The 20,792-nt window shown below is 42.2% G+C and carries 20 protein-coding genes; 4 read left to right on the top strand and 16 right to left on the bottom strand.

Features of this window, described 5'->3' with window-relative positions:
- Nucleotides 1-339: 339 nt before the first annotated feature.
- From ABEQ24_RS07820 to nfsA, 5 genes are all read right to left on the bottom strand, one after another.
- Entirely contained in the window at nucleotides 340-870 is a 531-nt protein-coding gene (locus ABEQ24_RS07820) for a chromate transporter (protein WP_430006254.1), read from the bottom strand.
- Nucleotides 867-1,433: a chromate transporter gene (locus ABEQ24_RS07815; protein ID WP_430006253.1), complete on the bottom strand. Its 567-nt coding sequence runs from the start codon at nucleotides 1,431-1,433 to the stop codon at nucleotides 867-869. Before ABEQ24_RS07815 ends, ABEQ24_RS07820 begins: the two co-directional genes overlap by 4 nt.
- A gap of 25 nt (nucleotides 1,434-1,458) precedes the next feature.
- Nucleotides 1,459-3,069, bottom strand: a complete 1,611-nt coding sequence (locus tag ABEQ24_RS07810) for a gamma-glutamyltransferase family protein (protein ID WP_430006252.1) — start codon at nucleotides 3,067-3,069, stop codon at nucleotides 1,459-1,461.
- A gap of 168 nt (nucleotides 3,070-3,237) precedes the next feature.
- Nucleotides 3,238-3,687 (bottom strand): Lrp/AsnC family transcriptional regulator, encoded by a 450-nt coding sequence (locus ABEQ24_RS07805; RefSeq protein WP_430006251.1) that lies wholly within the window; start codon nucleotides 3,685-3,687, stop codon nucleotides 3,238-3,240.
- Nucleotides 3,688-3,928: 241 nt separating this feature from the next.
- Nucleotides 3,929-4,678 carry an oxygen-insensitive NADPH nitroreductase gene (gene nfsA / locus ABEQ24_RS07800; RefSeq protein WP_430006250.1) on the bottom strand — a complete coding sequence of 250 codons (750 nt, stop codon included), beginning with the start codon at nucleotides 4,676-4,678 and terminating at the stop codon, nucleotides 3,929-3,931.
- Between the two features lie 229 nt (nucleotides 4,679-4,907).
- On the opposite strand from nfsA, the gene ABEQ24_RS07795 reads away from it, so the two are divergent.
- Both ABEQ24_RS07795 and ABEQ24_RS07790 read left to right on the top strand, forming a co-directional pair.
- A complete protein-coding gene (locus ABEQ24_RS07795; RefSeq protein WP_430006358.1) occupies nucleotides 4,908-6,224 on the top strand; it encodes a YjiH family protein in 1,317 nt (438 codons plus the stop codon).
- A 556-nt stretch (nucleotides 6,225-6,780) separates the two neighbouring features.
- Nucleotides 6,781-7,065: a spore morphogenesis/germination protein YwcE gene (locus ABEQ24_RS07790; RefSeq protein WP_430006249.1), complete on the top strand. Its 285-nt coding sequence runs from the start codon at nucleotides 6,781-6,783 to the stop codon at nucleotides 7,063-7,065.
- Between the two features lie 52 nt (nucleotides 7,066-7,117).
- Here the strand turns inward: ABEQ24_RS07790 and qoxD are convergent, their stop codons facing one another.
- The 7 genes from qoxD to ABEQ24_RS07755 all read right to left on the bottom strand — a co-directional run bounded on the left by qoxD (nucleotide 7,118) and on the right by ABEQ24_RS07755 (nucleotide 14,671).
- On the bottom strand, nucleotides 7,118-7,429 hold the full coding sequence (gene qoxD / locus ABEQ24_RS07785) for a cytochrome aa3 quinol oxidase subunit IV (RefSeq protein WP_430006248.1): 312 nt from the start codon (nucleotides 7,427-7,429) through the stop codon (nucleotides 7,118-7,120).
- Nucleotides 7,419-8,060, bottom strand: a complete 642-nt coding sequence (qoxC, locus tag ABEQ24_RS07780) for a cytochrome aa3 quinol oxidase subunit III (protein ID WP_430006247.1) — start codon at nucleotides 8,058-8,060, stop codon at nucleotides 7,419-7,421. The genes qoxD and qoxC overlap by 11 nt, the downstream gene beginning before the upstream one ends.
- 14 nt (nucleotides 8,061-8,074) lie before the next feature.
- On the bottom strand, nucleotides 8,075-10,021 hold the full coding sequence (qoxB, locus tag ABEQ24_RS07775) for a cytochrome aa3 quinol oxidase subunit I (RefSeq protein ID WP_133312905.1): 1,947 nt from the start codon (nucleotides 10,019-10,021) through the stop codon (nucleotides 8,075-8,077).
- A gap of 20 nt (nucleotides 10,022-10,041) precedes the next feature.
- The gene (gene qoxA, locus ABEQ24_RS07770; RefSeq protein ID WP_430006246.1) at nucleotides 10,042-11,100 is read right to left on the bottom strand and encodes a cytochrome aa3 quinol oxidase subunit II; all 1,059 of its coding nucleotides are present in this window, start codon (nucleotides 11,098-11,100) and stop codon (nucleotides 10,042-10,044) included.
- A 437-nt stretch (nucleotides 11,101-11,537) separates the two neighbouring features.
- Nucleotides 11,538-13,715, bottom strand: a complete 2,178-nt coding sequence (locus ABEQ24_RS07765) for a DNA topoisomerase III (RefSeq protein WP_430006245.1) — start codon at nucleotides 13,713-13,715, stop codon at nucleotides 11,538-11,540.
- 37 nt (nucleotides 13,716-13,752) lie between these two features.
- A complete protein-coding gene (locus tag ABEQ24_RS07760) occupies nucleotides 13,753-14,415 on the bottom strand; it encodes an aminoglycoside phosphotransferase family protein (protein ID WP_430006244.1) in 663 nt (220 codons plus the stop codon).
- Nucleotides 14,416-14,449: 34 nt separating this feature from the next.
- Complete coding sequence (locus tag ABEQ24_RS07755; RefSeq protein WP_430006243.1) at nucleotides 14,450-14,671, bottom strand: hypothetical protein; 222 nt, start codon at nucleotides 14,669-14,671, stop codon at nucleotides 14,450-14,452.
- A gap of 97 nt (nucleotides 14,672-14,768) precedes the next feature.
- Here ABEQ24_RS07755 and ABEQ24_RS07750 point away from each other — a divergent pair, with 97 nt between their 5' ends.
- Together ABEQ24_RS07750 and ABEQ24_RS07745 are read left to right on the top strand one after the other, a co-directional pair.
- The gene (locus ABEQ24_RS07750) at nucleotides 14,769-15,128 is read left to right on the top strand and encodes a DUF1801 domain-containing protein (protein ID WP_430006242.1); all 360 of its coding nucleotides are present in this window, start codon (nucleotides 14,769-14,771) and stop codon (nucleotides 15,126-15,128) included.
- A 153-nt stretch (nucleotides 15,129-15,281) separates the two neighbouring features.
- Nucleotides 15,282-16,832, top strand: coding sequence for an ABC-F family ATP-binding cassette domain-containing protein (locus ABEQ24_RS07745; protein ID WP_430006241.1), 1,551 nt, complete (start codon nucleotides 15,282-15,284; stop codon nucleotides 16,830-16,832).
- 164 nt (nucleotides 16,833-16,996) lie between these two features.
- Here ABEQ24_RS07745 and ABEQ24_RS07740 read toward each other — a convergent pair whose 3' ends face one another.
- The 4 genes from ABEQ24_RS07740 to ABEQ24_RS07725 all read right to left on the bottom strand — a co-directional run bounded on the left by ABEQ24_RS07740 (nucleotide 16,997) and on the right by ABEQ24_RS07725 (nucleotide 20,695).
- A complete protein-coding gene (locus ABEQ24_RS07740; RefSeq protein WP_430006240.1) occupies nucleotides 16,997-17,779 on the bottom strand; it encodes a polymer-forming cytoskeletal protein in 783 nt (260 codons plus the stop codon).
- Nucleotides 17,780-17,794: 15 nt separating this feature from the next.
- Complete coding sequence (locus ABEQ24_RS07735; protein WP_430006239.1) at nucleotides 17,795-18,412, bottom strand: DUF4004 family protein; 618 nt, start codon at nucleotides 18,410-18,412, stop codon at nucleotides 17,795-17,797.
- A 139-nt stretch (nucleotides 18,413-18,551) separates the two neighbouring features.
- Entirely contained in the window at nucleotides 18,552-19,457 is a 906-nt protein-coding gene (locus ABEQ24_RS07730) for a phosphotransferase (protein ID WP_430006238.1), read from the bottom strand.
- Nucleotides 19,458-19,462: 5 nt separating this feature from the next.
- Entirely contained in the window at nucleotides 19,463-20,695 is a 1,233-nt protein-coding gene (locus ABEQ24_RS07725) for a DEAD/DEAH box helicase (RefSeq protein WP_430006237.1), read from the bottom strand.
- Nucleotides 20,696-20,792 lie beyond the last annotated feature (97 nt).

The following is a 20,792-nucleotide window of genomic DNA, read 5'->3' as shown; positions in this document are numbered from 1 at the left end:
TTCCTTCCTGTCTGCGTGATTGTAACATCATCATGCCAAAAATGCTGAAAAAGCACAAATACATGTGCATTTTGTAAATCTATGTAAACGTTTTTAATTTTTTTGTAAAATTATTAGATATTCACATGTTATTCCACCATTCGACAACAGTTATCAACAGAAGTTATCAACATATCCACAATTTCTATCCACATTTTGTGTGGGTACAATTGTTCGCCACTATATATACAGAGAAAATGCGATTATTCACAGGTCTGTTGATAAGTCTAAAACTATTGTGATTATCTTAAATTTTATTCAAAAAAACCCTCTTTCATTTTTGAAGAGGGACAGAACAAACTATGAAAGGAAGACTCCACCATAAACAAGCGCTCCTGCAATGACAAATGCAGGATGAACGTTCATTTTTTCAAGCAGGACGAAACTAAGGACAAACAGCAGCAGGGTATGCCATATTCCAAAACCAAGCACTGCATTATCCAGAAATTGATAGGTCATTACTCCAAGCATTACCGCGATGACAGGCCTTACCACTGTGGATAGTCTTTTTACCTGAGGAGATTCTTTATACTTCATGAGAACCTTTAAAAGAATCAGCATTAAAATCAGTGAGGGTGCAATCGTGGCAAACAGCCCAACCGCCGCCCCAAGAAAGCCGCCCTCCTGATAGCCGATAAAACCTGCCATTTTTGTTGCGATCGGGCCAGGAAGCGCGTTTCCAAGTGCCAGTGTCTCACTGAATTCACTGACTGTCTGCCATTCATAGCGGTCAACTACTTCTTTTTCAATTAGAGGTATGGAAGCTGGACCTCCCCCGTATCCGAGGATTCCAGGCAGGAAGAAGGCCAAAAAAATGTGCCAGTAAATCATGAATCCATCCCCTTCATTTTCTTCCCGCTGCTTTTCCCTTTATAAAAAATAGCCCAAAGCAGCAGAATACCAATTAAAATACCTGGATGAACATGGAGGGCCTCCATTAAGAAAAGGGATGCCCCCATAAGGATAACCGTTTGAAGCAAACCAAAGGACTGTGATGATTTCTTCGCAAAATCCCATGTAAGAGTAAGAAGCATGACAGCCACGACCGGCAGAACGGCTTGGGACATTCCTCTGACCCATGCTTCATCTTTATATGCATTTAAGGTTGTCAGCAGCAAAATCATCAAAATGACGGTTGGAAGAGCCGTTGCAATAACAGCAGTCAGCATGCCTGCATAGCCCCCGATCCGATATCCGATGTACCCGGCCATTTTCGTTGCAATTGGCCCCGGAAGTGTATTTCCGAGGGCCAGTACATCTGAAAATTCATCATCATTCATCCATTTAAATCTCTCAACCACTTCTTTATGCACTAGCGGAATTGTCGAGGGGCCTCCCCCAAATCCAAGCATGCCTGACCTGAAAAATGCGATGAAAATATTCCACTGTTTCACAAATAAATCACCTCAAATTCTTCCCTTACCACGATGCAATCGATCCATCTGCTCTTGGCTCTGTTCCTCCAGTCAGCACACCTGTATCAGGATCCCTCCATATAATCTGTCCGCGTCCAAATTGGCCTGTATCCACTGTCTTTTGGATTTGATGCCCTTTTCGGACTAAAGCTTGTGCTAGATGCGAAGGAAAATGAGGCTCAACAAGCACCTTTTTACCCTCCATCCACTGCCAGCGCGGTGCATCAAGCGCTGCCTGCGGATGCAGGTGAAAATCAATCGTGTTCATGACTACTTGAAGATGTCCCTGAGGCTGCATATAACCTCCCATTACTCCAAATGGGCCTACAGCTTGATTATCCTTTGTCAAAAAACCTGGAATAATAGTATGGTAGGTTTTCTTGCCCGGTTTTAATGCATTCGGATGTGTTTCATCAAGAGAAAAATCATGTCCCCGGTTTTGCATGGAGATTCCCGTTCCAGGAATGACAACACCCGAGCCAAATCCCATGTAATTGCTCTGGATGAACGAAACCATATTGCCTTCTCCGTCTGCAGCGGCCAAATACACAGTGCCGCCTTTTGCAGGCTCATAGGCTTCAGGCAGTATCGCCTCATCCGTTATTTCCGCTCTTCTCAATTCTCCATATTGTGCTGACAAAAGCTCTTCTGCAGAGATCTTCATCTCTTTTGGATCTGTTACATATGCTTTCCCGTCTGTAAAAGCAAGCTTCATCGCTTCAATTTGTTTATGATATGTATCTGCACTGTCTTTTTCTGTCATTGTATAGCCCTTTACTATATTAAGCGCAAGCAAAGCGACAATCCCCTGGCCATTTGGCGGGATCTCCCACACATCATACCCTTTGTAATGCACCGAAATTGGATCAACCCATTCTGCTTCATAGGAGGCAAGATCTTCTTTAGATAGAAAACCGCCGTGTTTTTCAATAAAAGCACTGATTCTCTCTGCTAGTCGTCCGCGGTAGAAGCTTTCTCCATTCGTTTCAGCTATTTCTCTTAAAGTAGCTGCATGATCCGCAGAACGCCAGATTTCACCGATTTTAGGGGCCCGCTTGTTTGGTGCAAAAGCAGCAAACCACGCCTCGAACTCAGGACCTGTCAGAGCCGTTTTAAATTTTTCATATGCCATAGCCCAGTATTTCCCTAGAATGGGAGTTAAAGGATATCCTTCTTCAGCATATGCAATTGCAGGGGCAAGCACATCTTGAAGAGGCAGACGTCCAAAGCGCTTTGATAGCTGTACCCAAGCAGCAGGAGCGCCTGGAACGGTTATAGGAGTTACTCCATGTACAGGCATTTTTGTGTATCCTTTAGCTTTAACTGCTTCTATAGAGAGCCCCGATGGAGCAGGACCGCTTGCATTTAGGCCATAAAGATTTCCGTTTGTCCAAACCAGTGCAAATGCATCACCTCCAATGCCATTAGAGGTTGGTTCAAGAACTGTTAAAGCGGCAGCCGCTGCTATCGCAGCATCGATCGCATTTCCGCCTTTTTTCAGAATATCCAAACCAGCCTGTGCAGCAAGGGGCTGAGAAGTGGCGACCATTCCATTTTTCGCAAATACAGTCTGCCGCTCTGAGGGATATGGATGATTTAAATAATCGAAGTTCATATAACAGATCTCCTTATAATCATATTGTTTAAAAACTAATTAAGAATCAAACATTTGTTAAGTATTTGACTTACATAGGTTACATTTTGCAATATACATATTCTATTTCAAATTATATCTGAATACGTTAAATATTCAATCTATTTAAGATACAAAAAGCTGCTTATATTATAATTTCAGTCCATTCCGGCTCTTAAATCTTCTGAGCAGGATGTGGCTTTCAACTCTCGTGATTCCTTCCAGAGCATAAAGCTCGTGGTTAATAAATTTTTCAAGCGCCGTAAAGTCTTCAACAAGCACATGCATATGCAGAGTGCTCGGCCCTGTCATTTGATAGCAGCTGGCTACCTTAGGATTGTCTGCAAGCGTTTCAGCAACCTCTACTAAAAAGGCAGGTTCACAATCCACTTCAAAAAATGCAGATACAGCTCTGCCGACCTTCTCTGAATTTACGACTACAGTGAACCTTTCAATGACACCTTCACTAATTAATTGATTGACTCTTTCCCGTACTGCCACTCGGGAAAGTTCTAATTGTTTTCCAATATCCACATACGACATGCGGCCATTTTCCGTTAATAATTTTATGATTTTCCTGTCAATCTCATCTATTTTCATTTTCCCCACCACTTTCATCAGAAGAAACAATAACCCTCCAAATAATAATTACATTATAATCATAGCATCTATTCAAATGTAAACGTTTCTCAAACAAAACGTTCCACGTGAAACAAAAACCAACAAAAAAAGACCATTTAAGGTCTTTTTCAGCAGTTTATTTTGATAAAACTATGACAAATTCTTTTGCCGCATTTTCACTTGACTGCGGATTTTGTCCAGTAACAAGCTTTCCATCCGCTTATCTTTTATTAAACCCTTTCGATTCAACAAACTCTTTCATGTACATTCTGGTCGGCTTAGAAAGCATGGCTGCCATCTGGCTTGTCCAAGTATCCGCTCTCTGCCCCTCGGTCCTTTCATGGTAGTAGGCAGAAATTACGCGATTATAGTCTTCTAATTGCCTGATATAGGTTTCGCTGTCAGTTTCATAAGCTTCATCATGGTAAATATGTTCAGGCTGAATTCTTGGCTTTTTATCGGGATTTTGAGCCGGATAGCCTACAGCAAGCCCAAATAGAGGCACAACTCTGTCTGGTGTTTTAAGCAGCTCAGAGACGTCGTTCAAGCTGTTTCTCAGTCCTCCGATATAAACCGCTCCAAGTCCCATCGATTCAGCGGCAATGACAGCATTTTGTGCTGCGAGCGAAGCGTCAATTGCCGCCACCATGAATTTTTCTGTGCTCTCAAGTGTATCATCTAAATTTACGCCTTCCATCTCTGCTAAAACTTCGTGACGATGCAAATCCGCGCAAAATATAAAGAAATGCCCGTTCTGAGCGACATATGACTGATTGCCTGCAAGCTCCGCCAATCTCTGTTTAGTTGCGGGATTTTTCACGCCAATGATGGAATACGCCTGAATAAAACTTGAAGTGGAGGCCGCCTGTGCACACTCAATAATGGTTTTGATTTGTTCATCACTCAGCTGTTTTTCTTCAAACTTCCGAATCGAGCGGTGAGATAAGATCGTATCGATGACTTTGTTCATATTTTAGGTCTCCTTTATTATTTGTTTTACCTATCTTACCTAAGATTTGATCATTTTGCAGATAATAAGATTAAGGAACTTTTGTACCGGGTATTGTATACGAGAAAATACAGGAAATTTACATAAAAGCATTGGCTTTTTGGTCAAATTGCATTAAAATAACACAGGTTACATAAATATGTACTAGATGTAAGGAGCACACACATTGACTTCACAGACGAAAAACACAATGAAATTTATCATCCCTTCCATGCTTGGGATTCTATTATTTATGGTTCCAATTAAATACAATGGAGATGTCACGATTCCGATTGCGATTTTCTCAGGAATCCTTCAGGATGCACTTGGGAACTATTTGCCTGCCATCATGACAGCGATTATTATTCTGACTTTAATTGGCACCATTCTAGCCAAAGCGGCTAAACCCGATTTTGTAAAAAGAAGCCCTTTCTTTACAGCATTATTGGATGTCCCAATTATTTGGATGATCGCCCGATTGATCGGAGCTGTCTTTGCCGTTTTGACCTTATTTAAAATTGGACCCGAATGGATCTGGTCTGAAAATACCGGCGGACTTCTTCTAAATGATTTGCTTCCGATTTTATTTTCAGTCTTCTTCTTTGCAGGATTGCTCTTGCCTCTTTTACTGAACTTTGGTTTGCTTGAGCTGTTTGGATCGCTGCTTGCCAAGTTCATGAGACCTGTATTTAAATTGCCTGGCAGATCCTCTGTTGATTGCGTCGCATCTTGGCTTGGTGACGGAACGATTGGTGTATTGCTCACAAGTAAACAGTATGAAGAAGGCTTCTATACAAAGCGTGAAGCTGCCATAATTGGGACAAGTTTCTCAGTTGTATCGATTACCTTCAGTTTAGTTGTCATTTCTCAGGTAGACCTTGGACATATGTTTGTCCCATTTTATTTGACTGTTACGTTTGCAGGAATTATTGCAGCTTTAGTCCTGCCTAGAATTCCTCCACTCTCCACTAAACCTGATACTTACTATCACGGTCAGGATGAAAAGATTACTGAAGCTGTTCCTGAAGGATATACTCCATTTAGCTGGGGCTATAAACAGGCACTTGTTCAGGCAGATAAAAATAAGAGTGTCCTTTCTTTCTTTCAGGACGGAACAAAAAATGTTCTTGATATGTGGATGGGGGTTGCCCCTATCGTCATGGCACTTGGAACACTTGCATTAATGGTAGCAGAGTTCACTCCGGTATTTGATTGGCTTGGAATGCCGTTCATTCCCCTGCTTGAACTGATGCAAATACCAGAAGCAAAAGAAGCATCCAAAACACTTGTGGTTGGTTTTGCCGATATGTTCCTTCCTACAGTATTAGCAAGTGAAATTACGAGTGAAATGACCAGATTTATTATAGCTTGTGTCTCTGTTACCCAGCTTATTTATATGTCTGAAGTCGGCGGGCTGCTGCTCGGTTCAAAAATCCCTGTTTCATTTAAGGATTTAGTGATCATTTTCCTTCTTCGCACATTAATTACGCTTCCTGTTATTGTCGGGATTGCACATTTGCTGTTTTAATACCTGCAAAAAAAGCATGGACCTTTTTAGGTCCATGCTTTTTTTAGTCCTACCCCTTATTTTCCCGGAGCTGATTATCTGTTTAAGTATTACTTTCATAAATAATTAACTGCGCCTCCATGTTGATTATCTTTTCCAATATGGGATTGTCCAATGTTACAAATAGTAAGTGGATTGCAGCGGAAAACATGACTCCTGCGGGAAATGAAGCAAAATGGGAGAACCCTCGGCATGCCAACGAGGCTCCCACCCGGACCGAGGAAAGTAATGATTTTTAACCGAAATCAACTATCTATGTAAAAACAGTCTAAATAATGGATTCCGAAACAAATATAAACCACGGTGAACAGGCATAGAATATGGCATAGCGAGAAAAGACTGCTGTTATTTTCAGTATTTTCAAAAATTATTTACAAGAAATAGTTAGAAGTACTGGAATTTAAAACCTGATATGATATACTAATTGTAACAAAACGTTCACAAAGTGTTTCTGAGTTTGTCACAATTAAAATAATGTAAGCGTTGACACGGACTATATAAAAGGGAGTTGTTAAAAATGGATGTATTTTTCGTATATTTACTTATTGTAAGTGCCACACCTCTGTTCTTGTGGGATCAGCGCAAGAATCTGGCACTCCTTCACATACCGTTTATCTTATTGCTGTGGGGCTACTTCGGCATGTATGCAACAATGGATTTGAGTATGGCCGTTCATGTGATTGGAGGATCTCTCTTCTTCATTAATCTAATCTTTGCTCACGTTGCAGCCTACCTGATTTATGCAAAGCCGATATTAAAACGTAAAGCAGAACCTAAAAGCAACCTTGATATAATTAAATAAGCAAAAAAACGCCCCTGGCTTTTTCCGGCCAAGGGCGTTTTTTAATTGAATTCTAATGGTCATTCATAACCCATACAGACCCTAGAACTGTTACAACCGCAACAAAGATCGCGAATACTGTATTGACTACTTGAACGTTTCCGCTCTCTGATTCCGTCATATGCATGAACATGAATAGCTGAATGCCAGCCTGAAGGAATGCAAGGGTGAAAACTACAGCGATTTTTACAGATAATGCAAAATCAGTGTATAATCCAAGCCATAAAGCTACGAGCGTCAGAACAATCGATGAGATGAAGCCGATTACGTGACTCCAAGGAAAATGATTGTGACTCTCTGCTGTTTTTTGCTGATTAGTGGCCATGCGGACTTAATCCTCCCATCATAAGAAGCAAATACACTCCTGTAAAGATGAAGATCCAGACAACGTCTAGGAAATGCCAGTAAAGACTTGAGATAAACAGCTTCGCAGATGTTTGCGGTGTTAAACCGCGTTTCTTTACTTGCATTAAGATAAAGCTAATCCAGAATATCCCGATGGTGACGTGAAGTCCATGGGTTCCTGCCAAAACGAAGAATGCAGACCACATTGCACTAGACTGCAATGTTGCACCATGGTGAACGTATTCTACGAACTCATAGATTTCATAGCCAACAAAACCTAAACCTAATGCCAATGTGATTATCGTCCATAACATAACGCCTTTTTGATTATGACGACGCAATTCGTGAATAGCAAGTCCACATGTGAAACTGCTTGTTAACAGCAGGAACGTCATGATCAGTACGCCTTCAATCTTGAAAAGATCAGTTGGCAGAGGTCCGTCCGCTGTCATCGGTGCTAATACAAAGTAGGTGGCAAAGAGCGTTGCAAACAGCGCAATTTCAGCACCTAAGAAGATCCAGAAGCCAAGAATATTCAAGCGGCCAATTTCCGATTGATATTCAAGAGGCACATTTGGATCATGTTCTTCATGATGATGTGCATGTTCCATAATTCACGCCTCCTTTACACAGATATTTTTTGTTCTGTTTCTTTTATTTCGTCAACACTTACATAGTAGCCATGATCTTCTTCAAAAGAGCGGAGAATCATGCATGCAAAAATTCCAATTAACCCGACAATAGCCGGAATCCACCAGTGGAAAACAAGTGCGAAACCGCTGATGCCGAAGAACACAGACATGATAAATGGTCTGCCTGAGTAGTTAGGCATGTGGATCGGTTTGTATACCACTTCTTTTTTCTTGCCTGTTTCTTTTTCTTCCATTTTCATTTGCCAGAATGCATCAAGACCTTTCACCTCAGGTGTAACCGCAAAGTTATAGTGAGGCGGAATCATAGTCGTTGTAGCCCATTCAAGCGTACGTCCATCCCACGCATCTCCTGTTTGCTCACGTGGTGAGTAGCGGAAGCTGTAGTAGATGTTATAAACAAGAACTACGAATCCTAAAGCCATTCCAGCTGCACCGATAGATGCAACAACATTCAGTCCAGTCCAGCCGTCTGCTGCACCATATGTTGAAATACGGCGAGGCATACCAGCTAAACCCAGGAAGTACATTGGGAAGAAACAGATATTGAAACCAATTGTGAACAGCCAGAAGCTGACTTTCCCAATTTTTTCGTTTAATTTGTGGCCAAACATTTTCGGATACCAGAAAATCAGCCCTGCGAAACAAGCAAACACGGTACCTGCAATCAATACGTAGTGGAAGTGAGCAATCAGGAAGTACGTATTGTGATACTGGTAATCTGCTGCAGCCATCGCAAGCATAACTCCTGTAACCCCGCCGATAACGAAGTTTGGAATAAACGCAAGTGACCAAAGCATCGGCACAGTAAATCTGATTCTTCCTTTATAAAGCGTGAAGAGCCAGTTGAATATTTTAACACCTGTCGGGATGGCAATCGCCATTGTCGTAATCGAGAAGAAGGAGTTAACAAGCGCTCCTGAACCCATTGTAAAGAAGTGATGGACCCAAACGACAAAGCTCAAGCCAGAGATAGCCACGATAGAGATAACCATCGCTTTGTACCCAAATAATGTTTTTCGTGCAAACGTTGAGATGATTTCTGAGAAAATCCCAAACGCAGGCAGGATAACGATATAAACCTCAGGATGTCCCCAAATCCAGAACAGGTTGGCCCAAAGCATCGGCATACCGCCATTTTCAAGGGTGAAGAAAGCTGTTCCGAACAGCCTGTCAAACGACATCAGCGCAAGTGCAACCGTTAATACCGGGAAAGCGAACACAATAATCAAACAAGTGATTAAAGATGTCCAAGTAAACATCGGCATGCGCATAAGCGTCATACCCGGTGCACGCATTTTTAAGATCGTGACCATGAAGTTAATACCTGTTAACAGCGTTCCGATCCCGGCAACCTGAAGGCCAAGGAGGTAATAGTTCTGTCCAGGTCCAGGACTTGCCTCGTTGCCTGCGAGAGGGGTATAGCTCGTCCAGCCCGCATCAGGTGATCCGCCAATAACGAAAGAAATGTTAAACAGCATGGCACCAACAAAGAATGTCCAAAAACTTAATGAGTTAAGATATGGATATGCCACGTCGCGTGCTCCAATTTGGAGAGGAACAACAACGTTCATTAATCCAATCAGGAACGGCATCGCCATAAAGATAATCATGATCGTTCCGTGTGTTGTGAAAATTTCATTATAATGCTGTGAGTTTAAAAACTCTGAATCCGGAAGAGTCAGCTGAACACGCATAAGCAGCGCGTCTACCCCTCCGCGGAACAGCATCAGAATGGCAGCGATGATGTACATAATCCCAAGCTTCTTATGGTCGACAGTTGTGATCCATTCTGTCCAGAGCCATTTCCACTTTTTAAAATAAGTAAGTACGAATACAACGGCAATCGACGTTAATAAAATAGAGATCTGCGCTCCTAAAATCAACGGGTCGCCGGTTACAATAAATTCATCCCATTTCATAGTTGGTGTTTCCTCCCTTCTCAGTGAGAATCGTGTGCTGAATGATCTTCAGTCTGTTCTTCTGATTCGTGTTCTGAATGATCTGTTTCATCTTTGGAGTGGTCTTCTCCATGTTCTGAATGACCTTCTGATTTTTTAGAATGATCGATGTTCATTTCTTTATTTGGATCTAATTTCTCTAAATGATCTACTTCATCATGCTTGTGCAGTTCATAGCCGGATTGCTCACGGACTCTTACTGCATACTCTGAATCTTTTGAGTGGTCGACCCAGGCAAGATGAGTATTAGAGAAAGTCATTTTCCCAGTTGTACCAGGAAGCATTAATTGATCGTATTGATCCTGTGTTAATTCAGGAGAAGATGCTTTCGTTTCCTCTACCCAGTCTTCGAACTTATCTTCAGGCATAGCTTCTACATTGAATGTATGTCTTTCAAAACCTTTACCTGTAAAGTTTGCATTGCGTCCTGCATATGTTCCAGGCTCATCTGCCTGCAGGTATAGCTTAGTCTGCATTCCTGACATCGCATATTTCTGTCCGCCTAGTTGAGGGATCCAGAATGCTGTCATCGTATCAGCTGATGATAGTTTAAATTCAACTGCACGGTCTTCAGGAATGTTTAAGTAGTTAACTGTTTCAATCCCCTCTTCTTCATAAGAGAAAATCCATTTCCAGTCAACAGATGTTGCATGTATGACTAAAGGTGCCTTGTCTTTTGATGACTCAGGCGGTTCTTCGAGTGCATAGATGGTTTGCACTGTTGGTATTGATAGTGCAATAACGATAATGATTGGAATAACCGTCCATACGATTTCAAGGAATTTGCTTCCTTCCATTTCAGGCGGCTCATATTCCATATTGTCTTTGCGTTCGCGATACTTCACTACAATGAGAGTAAATAGGACAAAAACAACAGCAAGAATGAATAGCATAAATCCTATCGACAAGAGAATAAGGTCACTTTGTGCAGCTGCAACTGGGCCTTTCGGATCTAGGATGACGAGTTCACTGCATCCGCCGAGTAAAAAAACAGAGAGTAATAGACCTAACGCTAAAAATGGTTTAAACAGCTTGAACACCAGGTTCACCTTCCTTCCTAATTAATTACTGATTCACTATAATCTGGATGCCAAAAAAAGCAACCCTTTAAATTATTTCAAAAAAACGATGTTTTCGTTTTCTTTTCCTCTATATGCTAGCAGAGCTAGCTTCCTGATGTGATGCCAATTCTGAAATGTCACGAGAATTTCATCAGTCGTTCAAACAAATGTCACATTTTTATCATACTTTAGTCATATTTATGTAATTCCTTTCTTTTATTGGAATTGAAAGTGCTTTAATGCAAATTTTTCTTTTTAAGGATAAGTTATACAATGGTTTGTCAAACCTTTCTTTACCCTGTATTCTCAGGAATCAAACGGGCATAAGTCTTCCAAACTCTCAGTATAGATAACTGGTAACTGTAAATGATTTGAAATAAACAGCTTCCCTGGTTTAAAAACCAGGGAAGCTGTTTTTAGTCAAACTTCAATTTTGACAAAGCATCTGCTAAAGCAGGATTAGAGAGCTCATCATTTTGCTTTTTCATATAATTTGCCACTTCTTTTTTGGATACTTTGCTGTTTTGGGATTTTTTCTTTCTTTCTGTAAACGCAGAGAGCTTTTCTCTGTGGCCGCATCCGCAGACAAAGATTTGTCCTTCACCCTCTCCTCTGAGTTCAAGCTTTTTGTGACAGACGGGACATCTTGCATTTGTTGTCCGGGACACTCCTTTGCGATATCCGCATTCTCTGTCCTGACAGACAAACATTTTGCCTTTTTTGCCGTTTACTTCAAGCAGAAGCTTTCCGCACTCCGGGCATTTGCGTCCTGTTATGTTGTCATGTTTGAATTTCTTATCACTGTTTTTCACTTCTTGGACGACAGCTTTCGCATAGCCCTTCATCTCCTGAATAAAAGCCTGTTTTGAAAGCTTTCCTTTTGCAATCAGGGTGAGTTTCTGCTCCCATTCCGCTGTAAGTGCAGGGGATTTTAAATCCTGCGGCACTAGATCCAGCAGCTGCTTTCCTTTTGATGTTACAAACAGCTCTTTGCCTTTCTTTTCAACTAGGAAGCTGTTAAATAATTTCTCGATAATATCGGCACGGGTTGCTACAGTTCCAAGCCCGCCCGTTTCACCAATGACCTTTTTTAAATCATCATTTCCGGACATATATTTAGCCGGGTTTTCCATAGCAGACAGAAGAGTTGCTTCGTTAAAGCGAGCAGGCGGTTTTGTTTCTCCTTGTGTCTCGATAAGAGTCTGAACTTGAAGAACGTCTCCCTTATTCAATACAGGCAGCTTTTGTTCAGCGAGGCCTTCCTTTTCATCCTCCGCCTCAAACTCGTAAACTTCCTTAAAGCCTTGGGAAATAACCACTTTTCCTTTAGCAAGAAACGTTTCCTGCCCAATTTTGCATGTAAGAGTCGTTTGTTCATACTCAAATGGAGGAGATAAAACAGCAAGGAACCGTTTCACAACCAAATCATATATTTTTCTTTCTTTATCACTGAACGCAGACGCAATCACGGTTTCCTCTGTCGGGATGATTGCATGGTGATCAGATACTTTGCTGTCATCTACGAAAGAGGGATTCCCTTTGATCGGCTTTTGAAGAATTTTCATCGCTGCTTTTGCATACGGCTTTACACCGCAGGCTTTTACTCTTTCACTGAGCGTTTCCACAATGTCTGAGCTGAGGTACCGCGAGTCTGTTCTCGGATATGTCAGCACTTTATGCTGTTCATACAGCTTTTGCATAATAGAAAGGGTCTCTTTTGCGGAATAGCCAAATCGCTTATTGGCATCGCGCTGAAGCTCTGTTAAATCGTACAGACCTGGTGAAAATGTCTTTTTGTATGCTTTGTCTGCTGAAATAATCACAGCGTCTTTATTCGCAAGACCTTCAGCCAATGAATCGATTTTCACTTTATCAAATGTCTTGATATCCTTCGTTTTTGCATCCTGCCAAATTAAATGCAGACCTGTATTTGTATTTGCTTTTAAACCGTAATACGCCTTTGGCTGAAATGCCTTAATTTCATTTTCACGCTTGGCAATAATAGCAAGCGCAGGTGTTTGAACTCTCCCTGATGAAAGCTGCGCATTGTATTTCGTCGTTAAAGCCCGGGTGGCATTCATGCCGACAATCCAGTCAGCCTCTGCCCGAGCTGCTGCAGAATGGTATAAATCTTCATATTCCCGGCCGTTTTTCAGTTTTTTGAAACCCTCTTTAATGGCTTTATCCGTCACGGATGAAATCCAAAGACGTTTGATCGGTTTATGGACATGAGCTTTTTCAATAATCCACCTTGCAACAAGCTCGCCTTCCCGTCCTGCATCTGTAGCAATGACGATTTCCGTCACGTCTTTCCGGTTTAATAATGCTTTTACTGCCTGAAATTGTTTGCTTGTTTTTTTAATCACGACAAGCTTCAATTCCTGGGGAAGCATCGGCAGGTCTTCCATTTTCCACGTTTTATAAGAATCACTGTAAGCCTCAGGATCTGCATGTGTCACAAGATGCCCAAGCGCCCAGGTAACAATGTGCGTACTGCCTTCAAAATATCCATTGCCTTTTTTTCCGCATCGTAAAACTCTTGCAAGGTCCCTCCCTACAGAGGGTTTTTCTGCAAGAACGACAATTTTTCCCATAGTCACATTCCTCACTTTCATTCGATATTATATGGTATCACAAAATGCTGCCAAAAGAATTGAACCACTTCGGTTCAATCTGATCAAACGCAGAGTGATCATCAGCAATCAAGCTCATACGCTTCAGCATGCCATCCATTAAATGCGGAGTCTCTCTGTGCGTCCAGACGACTGCCGAGAAAATGCTCATGGCTGCATAAAGAGCATAAAGCCTCCAGAATTCAGCCGGAACTTCATCTTGAAAATAGCCGTTTATCTGGCCAACTGAAAAGGGAATGCTCACTTCTCTGCTGAAAAGAGCTACTTTATAGAAATCATGATAAGGATCACCATAGTCATAGCGATTGAAATCGATGCAGCCTGCGTACTCCCCATTTCGGACGATGAGATTGGCTGGATGGAAATCATCATGCAAAAGAACGCGGGGCCGATCCTTCATGAAGACTAGGTTTTCATGGATGAACCTGTTTGTTTTCTCGCCATATTCTAAATAAATTCCGCTTTCTCTGTATGCTTTCAGATAGCGTTCATGCTTTGCAGAGGCCGCGTCATCCCAGGAAAGAGGCGATGATGGCGCTTTAATTGTATGCAGTTTAGAGAGGTCAAGGCCGGCCTCATAGCCAATTTGATATTGTTCTTGAATAGAAATCTTTGGAAGCTCCTCTAAAGCGTCTTCTCCATCAATGTATTCTACAAGCATATAGCAGCTATTCAGGGGCTCTATTTTCCCGAATTCAGGCGGGTATGGAGGATTTGATTTTTCGCTTCTCAATCTCTTTTAAAATCTCAAATTCTTTTAATTTCGCTTCGTACTTTTCCAGTTCAGCCGTACGGAGGACATATTTTTTTCCGCTTTTACAGACAGCTAAGAACTTTAAGTCGCTTGAGAAACCTTTATCTATTACTTCTATATGAGTAAATCTGTCAAAATACTTGATTAAATCTGGTTCTCTCATAATCTTTGCCCCTCCATCTTAAACCAAGTTTTCCCTTTTATGTTACCATAATGAATAGTGATTCGTGATTTTGACAAGCAGAAAGTGAGGTACCTTGATGCATTCCGAAGTACAGCTTTATTTCCGCAAAGCAAAAGAAGAACATCTGGAGGATATGCGCATGCTCCGGACAAAGATTCTCTCGGCCCTTCCCGGTGCAAAAGAAGGATTTGAATATGGATTTCCCGTTTATTACCTGGACGGTGAGCTGCTTGCCGGCTATGCCAGCAGACAAAAAGGACTCATGTTTTATGTAATGGACCCGAATATTGTAGCAGCCTACCATGAAGACCTGGCAACCCGAATTACAGGCAAAACCTGTATTATTATAAAAGAAACTTCGCAAACCTCAAAGCAAACCATTATAAGATGCATCGATTATATGCTCAAAGATTTAATGAAAAAGCATGTCCTGTAGCAGCGGAACCGCTGCTTTTTTGTTTGTAAACAAGTATTAAACAACTCAGGCCGGTGCCATAATGTTCCGGGTTTCCGGTATAGCTTAAAGCAAAAGGTTTTAGTATGATGGAAGAATGAATATTTTAAAATGCAGCGGAGGGTTAAGAAGAACATGAGTTTACTTACAATTGAGAAGTTAAGCCACAGCTTTGGAGACCGCACCTTATTTAAAGATGTCTCCTTCAGACTTTTGCCTGGAGAGCATGTCGGTCTGGTCGGAGCAAATGGTGTCGGAAAATCGACGATGATGAACATCATGACCAAAGAGCTGATCCATGATACAGGCAAAGTGGAATGGACACCTGGCGTTCATTATGGATACCTGGACCAGCATACTGTGTTATCAAAAGGAAAAACAATTAGAGACGTGTTAAGAGACGCGTTCTTGCCACTATATAAAAAAGAGGAAGAATTGAACGAAGTCATTGGCCTTATGGGCAGTGCAAGTCCGGAAGAACTGGAAGAGCTGCTCGAGAAAATGGGCGAAATTCAGGACCACCTTGATGCCGGCGGGTTCTATTCCCTTGATATTAAGGTAGAGGAAGCAGCACGCGGTCTTGGCCTTGATGCAATCGGGCTCGACCGTGACGTATCCGCACTGAGCGGAGGACAGCGGACAAAAGTTCTTTTGGCAAAGCTGCTGCTTGAACAGCCTGAGGTCCTCCTTCTGGATGAGCCTACCAACTATTTAGATGTTGAGCACATTCAGTGGCTCAGCCATTATTTAAAAGAATATCCGAATGCATTTTTGCTGATTTCCCATGACACTGAATTTATGAATGGCGTCGTTGATGTTATTTTCCATTTGGAATTCTCTAAGCTCACTCGCTATACAGCTACTTACGAAAAATTCCTGGAGCTTGCGGAAATCAATAAAAACCAGCACCTTCATGCTTATGAAAAGCAAAAGGATTTTATAAAAAAGCAAGAAGATTTCATTGCAAAAAACAAAGCGCGCTATTCGACAACAGGACGCGCGAAAAGCCGTCAAAAGCAGCTTGACCGCATGGACCGGATTGACCGGCCTGAAACAGCGATGAAGCCGACGTTTGAATTTAAAGAATCACGCGGCAGCAGCCGATTTGTGTTTGAAGGAAAAGATGTTGAAATCGGGTACACTCACCCCCTTCTTCCTAAGCTCACCATGACGATTGAGCGCGGAGAGAAAATTGCGATTGCAGGATGCAACGGAGTAGGTAAATCCACTCTGCTCAAAACGATCTTAGGGAAGATTAAGCCATTAGGCGGCACCATTCAGCTTGGCGATTTCCTTTTCCCCTCATACTTCGAACAGGAAGTAAAAGCGGAAAACATCACGCCGATCGATGACGTATGGAATGCATTCCCCGGTCTTGATCAGCATCAGGTCCGTGCAATGCTTGCACGTGTAGGCTTGAAGAATGAGCACATTTCCCGTCCTTTAAATCAATTGAGCGGCGGAGAACAGGCAAAAGTCCGCTTATGTAAATTGCTTCAGTATGAAAGCAACTGGCTCCTTTTCGATGAGCCGACCAATCACTTGGACGTAACAGCGAAAGAAGAGCTGAAGCGCGCATTAAAAGCATACAAAGGCACAGTCATTCTAGTATGCCATGAACCTGACTTTTATGAGGACTGGATTACAAAGGTCTGGAACGTAGAAGAATGGGCAGAACAGGCATAAAATTTTTAATTGGTATATAAAAAGCATCCGGCATGTATGTCCGTTGGGACATGATATACCGGATGCTTTTTATTTTTTGTTGCTGAGGGTTCTTTTAAGCAGGGATCCCGCTTATTTCTTAATGACGTTTTACCGAACTTAAGGTGATGTAAAATACTGTTCAGCTACACCTTCACGGAATCGTGTACGGAAGCTTTCGGATGAATATCGAGGCTTCCAGAATATTCGACTGTTCCAATTTCACAATTTTCCCCAATGTAAATGTCGGTTCCTCTAACTAATTTCGCCTTCGTATGCTGAAGACGAACCGTATCGCCCTCAATCACTTCCGTATGAAGATGTGGATCAGAATTCAAAAACCTGAACATGCGGCGAAAGAGGTTAAACGATTTCTCGATACTGACGGTGATCGTTTCACCGCCGATTTCTTTCACTTTTGAGTAGTGATCTAAGCATATATGGATATTGTCGGCACTAAGCAGACCTCCCACGTGTATGACTCCGCTTGAACGAAACGTCTCAGCCTCGCAATCACCGGCTGCTGTCAACATTCCGCTTACGTCGATACGATCAGCGTGAAGCTTACCGGATATCTTGGCAGAACCGTTCACCTTTAATTCTCCTGCTTTTACATCTTTCATCATCTTGGCAGACCCATTTACAGTAAGTTCTACTGCTGAAATCCTTTCTTCAAGCTTTGTACTGCCATTGATATTGAGCAGTTTTGTTTCTATTTTCCCCTTTAAAGTCGAAGAACCGGAAATTTTGATTGTCTCAGCAAAAATCGAGCCTTCTACTTTGCCAGATCCGCCAATTTTCATGCTCTCACATTCAATGTCGCCCGCAATTTTTCCGCTTCCGCTAATAGAGACCGTCTTGAAATGGCCTCCGCCAGCAGATCCCGATCCATTTATTTTCAAATCATGCAGCTTTGTCATCTGTTCCATCCTCTCATCCCCCTATTAATGAACTGCCGATAGCCGCTGCTTTAATTGGTTTACTTTGTCTTCAAGGTTTACTTTTACAAGTATTTCCGAGCTTGAATATATATGTGCAGCTGGGCTAATGATTGCCCAAATAACCACATTGTGTTTTTGAAATGCCAGCAACTCACTTATTTGATGCTCTGCTGACTTATAGCTTTTCTTCATGAAATCAAGCATTTCGCAGCAGCTCTTATCATCGATTTTCCCTCTAAGCTCCTCAGCGAGCGTCAAAAAAAGGATGGAATGAAAATCATAGTGCTCGTCTGAAGTACTGTTCCCAAACGCTTTCAACGTTTCCTGCTTCAGGATCGAACGTGCTGCAAGCACTTCTCCCGATAAGGCAACATCTGCTGGACGCGGGGAAAAAAAAGCAGATAGATCATCAAGAGAGTATGCATCCTTCATTCCTTTGATCGCTTCAATACGCTCTAAGATTTTCTCTTTTGGGAAAAAGGTCTCCTGTCCGGTAAAGCTTGATTTTTTAATAAACCACTCTTCCGGAATGATATTTTTCCGTTTCCATCTGTAAAGCTGACCGTATGATATTCCTGTTGCATCAAGCAGTTCTTTTTTAGAAATAACCTTTTGTTCCACTAAAGCTCTCCTCCCTAAAGAACAAAACATTGTTACGTTATAAAACAAATGTAACATAACATTGTTTTGTTGTAAATTACTTTTTGGATATTTTCTCCAAAACAAAAAAAGACCGAGCCCTTGTAACGGTGCTCAGTCATCAAATCAACGCAATTTCTATGGCTTCCTCCGCACTTTTTACTAAAATCCAATCCTTTAGATCGATTCCGTAAATAAGGAGAACTGCAAGGGTATAGACAGCTTTAAACCTTGCTAATGCTGCTGCTGTTTCATTTATTCGTCCATATTCTTCAAAAAACAGCAGTCTTGCTTCGGGTGGAAGCAGGCTGTATACAGCTGACAAATCAACTGCAGGATCCCCAATATGAGTGTCTCCCCAGTCAATGATCCCAGACAGAGACCCATTTTCCGCAACCAGGATATTCCGTATGTGCAAGTCTCCATGAACGAGGCATTTTGCAGATTCATGTTCAATAGGTTCGAGCTGATCTGCATAGCTTTTCAGCTGTATTACATGAGGGCTTTCCGGACGAAGCATGCAAAGCTTCTCTGCTGTTTCGCGAATCATCGGAATTCGTTTGTCCATATCCAGCCTTCCAAGGGTATCATTTTTAACTCCTGCCCCCAGCGCTTGATCGACAGGAAATGCATGAAGAGTCTTTAAAAACCTCGCTAATGGAATAGCCATGTCAGTGCGCTGCTTCTCTGTCAGATAAGCAGGTGTTTTCCCCTGAAGAAAAGAATAGCCAAGGTACGGCCACTGATAGTCTAATCCAGGCGAACTGCTGAATACAGGCACTGGTATCGCTATTCCCATGTCAGGCAGAATGGGCAGAAGCCGCTTTTCTGTTTGCAGTAAATCGACAGCAATCTGCCTGCGCGGGAACCTGAAAACATACCGGCCGTTCACTTCAAATACAGTATTGTCGAACCCCTTTCCAAGCAGCCTGGCACGGACAGGGTGAAGCTGCGGGAAATCGTTTGTGATCAACTTTACAGCAAGGGACTCTGAGACCGATCTTTCAGGAGACCAAGGATTTACCAAAGGATTTACCTTGACCTTCTGTTTGCATTTCCGCGATTGGACTGTGATCCTCTTTTTGCTTTTTCAGGGCGGTAAACCTGATCTTTGTTTTTAGGCTGAGATGTGTATTCGGAAGAGGGAATGTCGATTTTTTGCCTCGGCAGCTTTAGCTTAATTCCCTTTTCAATTGTATGGAGGTCGTCCATATCCTTTGGCGCAGCAAACGTAACAGCCACTCCTTCGTCACCTGCTCGTCCCGTTCTTCCAATCCGGTGGATATACGTTTCTGCATCGAGAGGCATATCATAGTTATAGACATGGGTTACTCCTTCTACATCAAGACCACGTGCCGCAACATCTGTTGCAATCAAATATTGAATTTTCGCTTCGCGGAAGAGCTTCATCACCTTTTCTCTTTTCGCCTGGGAAAGATCACCGTGGAGCTCTTCTGCTTCGTACTTCCGTGCCTTCATCGCATCAAACAATCTACCTGCTCTTATTTTCGTGCGGCAGAAGATAATTGCTAGGAAAGGACGCTGCTCATCCAGAAAGCGGAAAAGAGCTGCCTGCTTTGCTCTGTCATTTGTTTCAACAACAAGCTGTGTTATTTTTTCAACGGTAACCTGTTTTTCCTGCACTGTAATATCTTTAGGATTTGTCATATATTGCTTGGACAAGTCTCTTACTTTATTCGTAATGGTTGCAGAAAACAACAGTGTCTGCCGGGAATCGAAGGTTTGAGCAATGATTTCTTCTATATCCTTTTGAAAGCCTGCATGAAGCATTTGATCTGCTTCATCAAGCACAAGTGTGGATACTTCTGAAAGATTGATCGTTTCCCTGCGGATGTGATCAAGAATTCGGCCAGGGGTGCCAACCGCAATGTGAATGCCTCGACCCAGTTTTTTTATCTGGCGCTCCACATCCTGTCCGCCGTAAATGGCGAGGACTCCTGTCTCATTCAGCCTGTCTGTAATCTTTTTTATTTCAGCTGTGATTTGAATGGCCAGCTCCCTCGTCGGAGTGACAATCAATGCCTGAACAGCTTTGTGCTCCGTGTCGATCTTTTCAAGGATTGGCAGAACAAATGCAAGCGTCTTTCCTGTTCCTGTCTGGGCCTTTGCTATGATATCGGCACCTTCAAGCACAGCAGGGATCGCTTTCTCCTGAATTTGAGTAGGGCTTGAAATACCCTGGTGTTTAAGTGCTTTCGTTAATCTATCGGAAATTCCTAATGCTGAAAAAGTCATTCGTTTCATGTATCCTCTCTATTATCCGTCATTGCGTAGATTCTTATTGTACACTGTATTTCATGAAAAAACCCGGCCAAGTAAACCTCTATTTCCCAGAAAATAA

It is taken from the genome of Metabacillus idriensis, from assembly GCF_050483325.1.
Lineage (GTDB): Bacteria > Bacillota > Bacilli > Bacillales > Bacillaceae > Bacillus_P > Bacillus_P idriensis_A.
The sequence above is the reverse complement of the archived record's forward strand: the minus strand, read 5'-3'. Positions and strand labels throughout refer to the sequence as shown.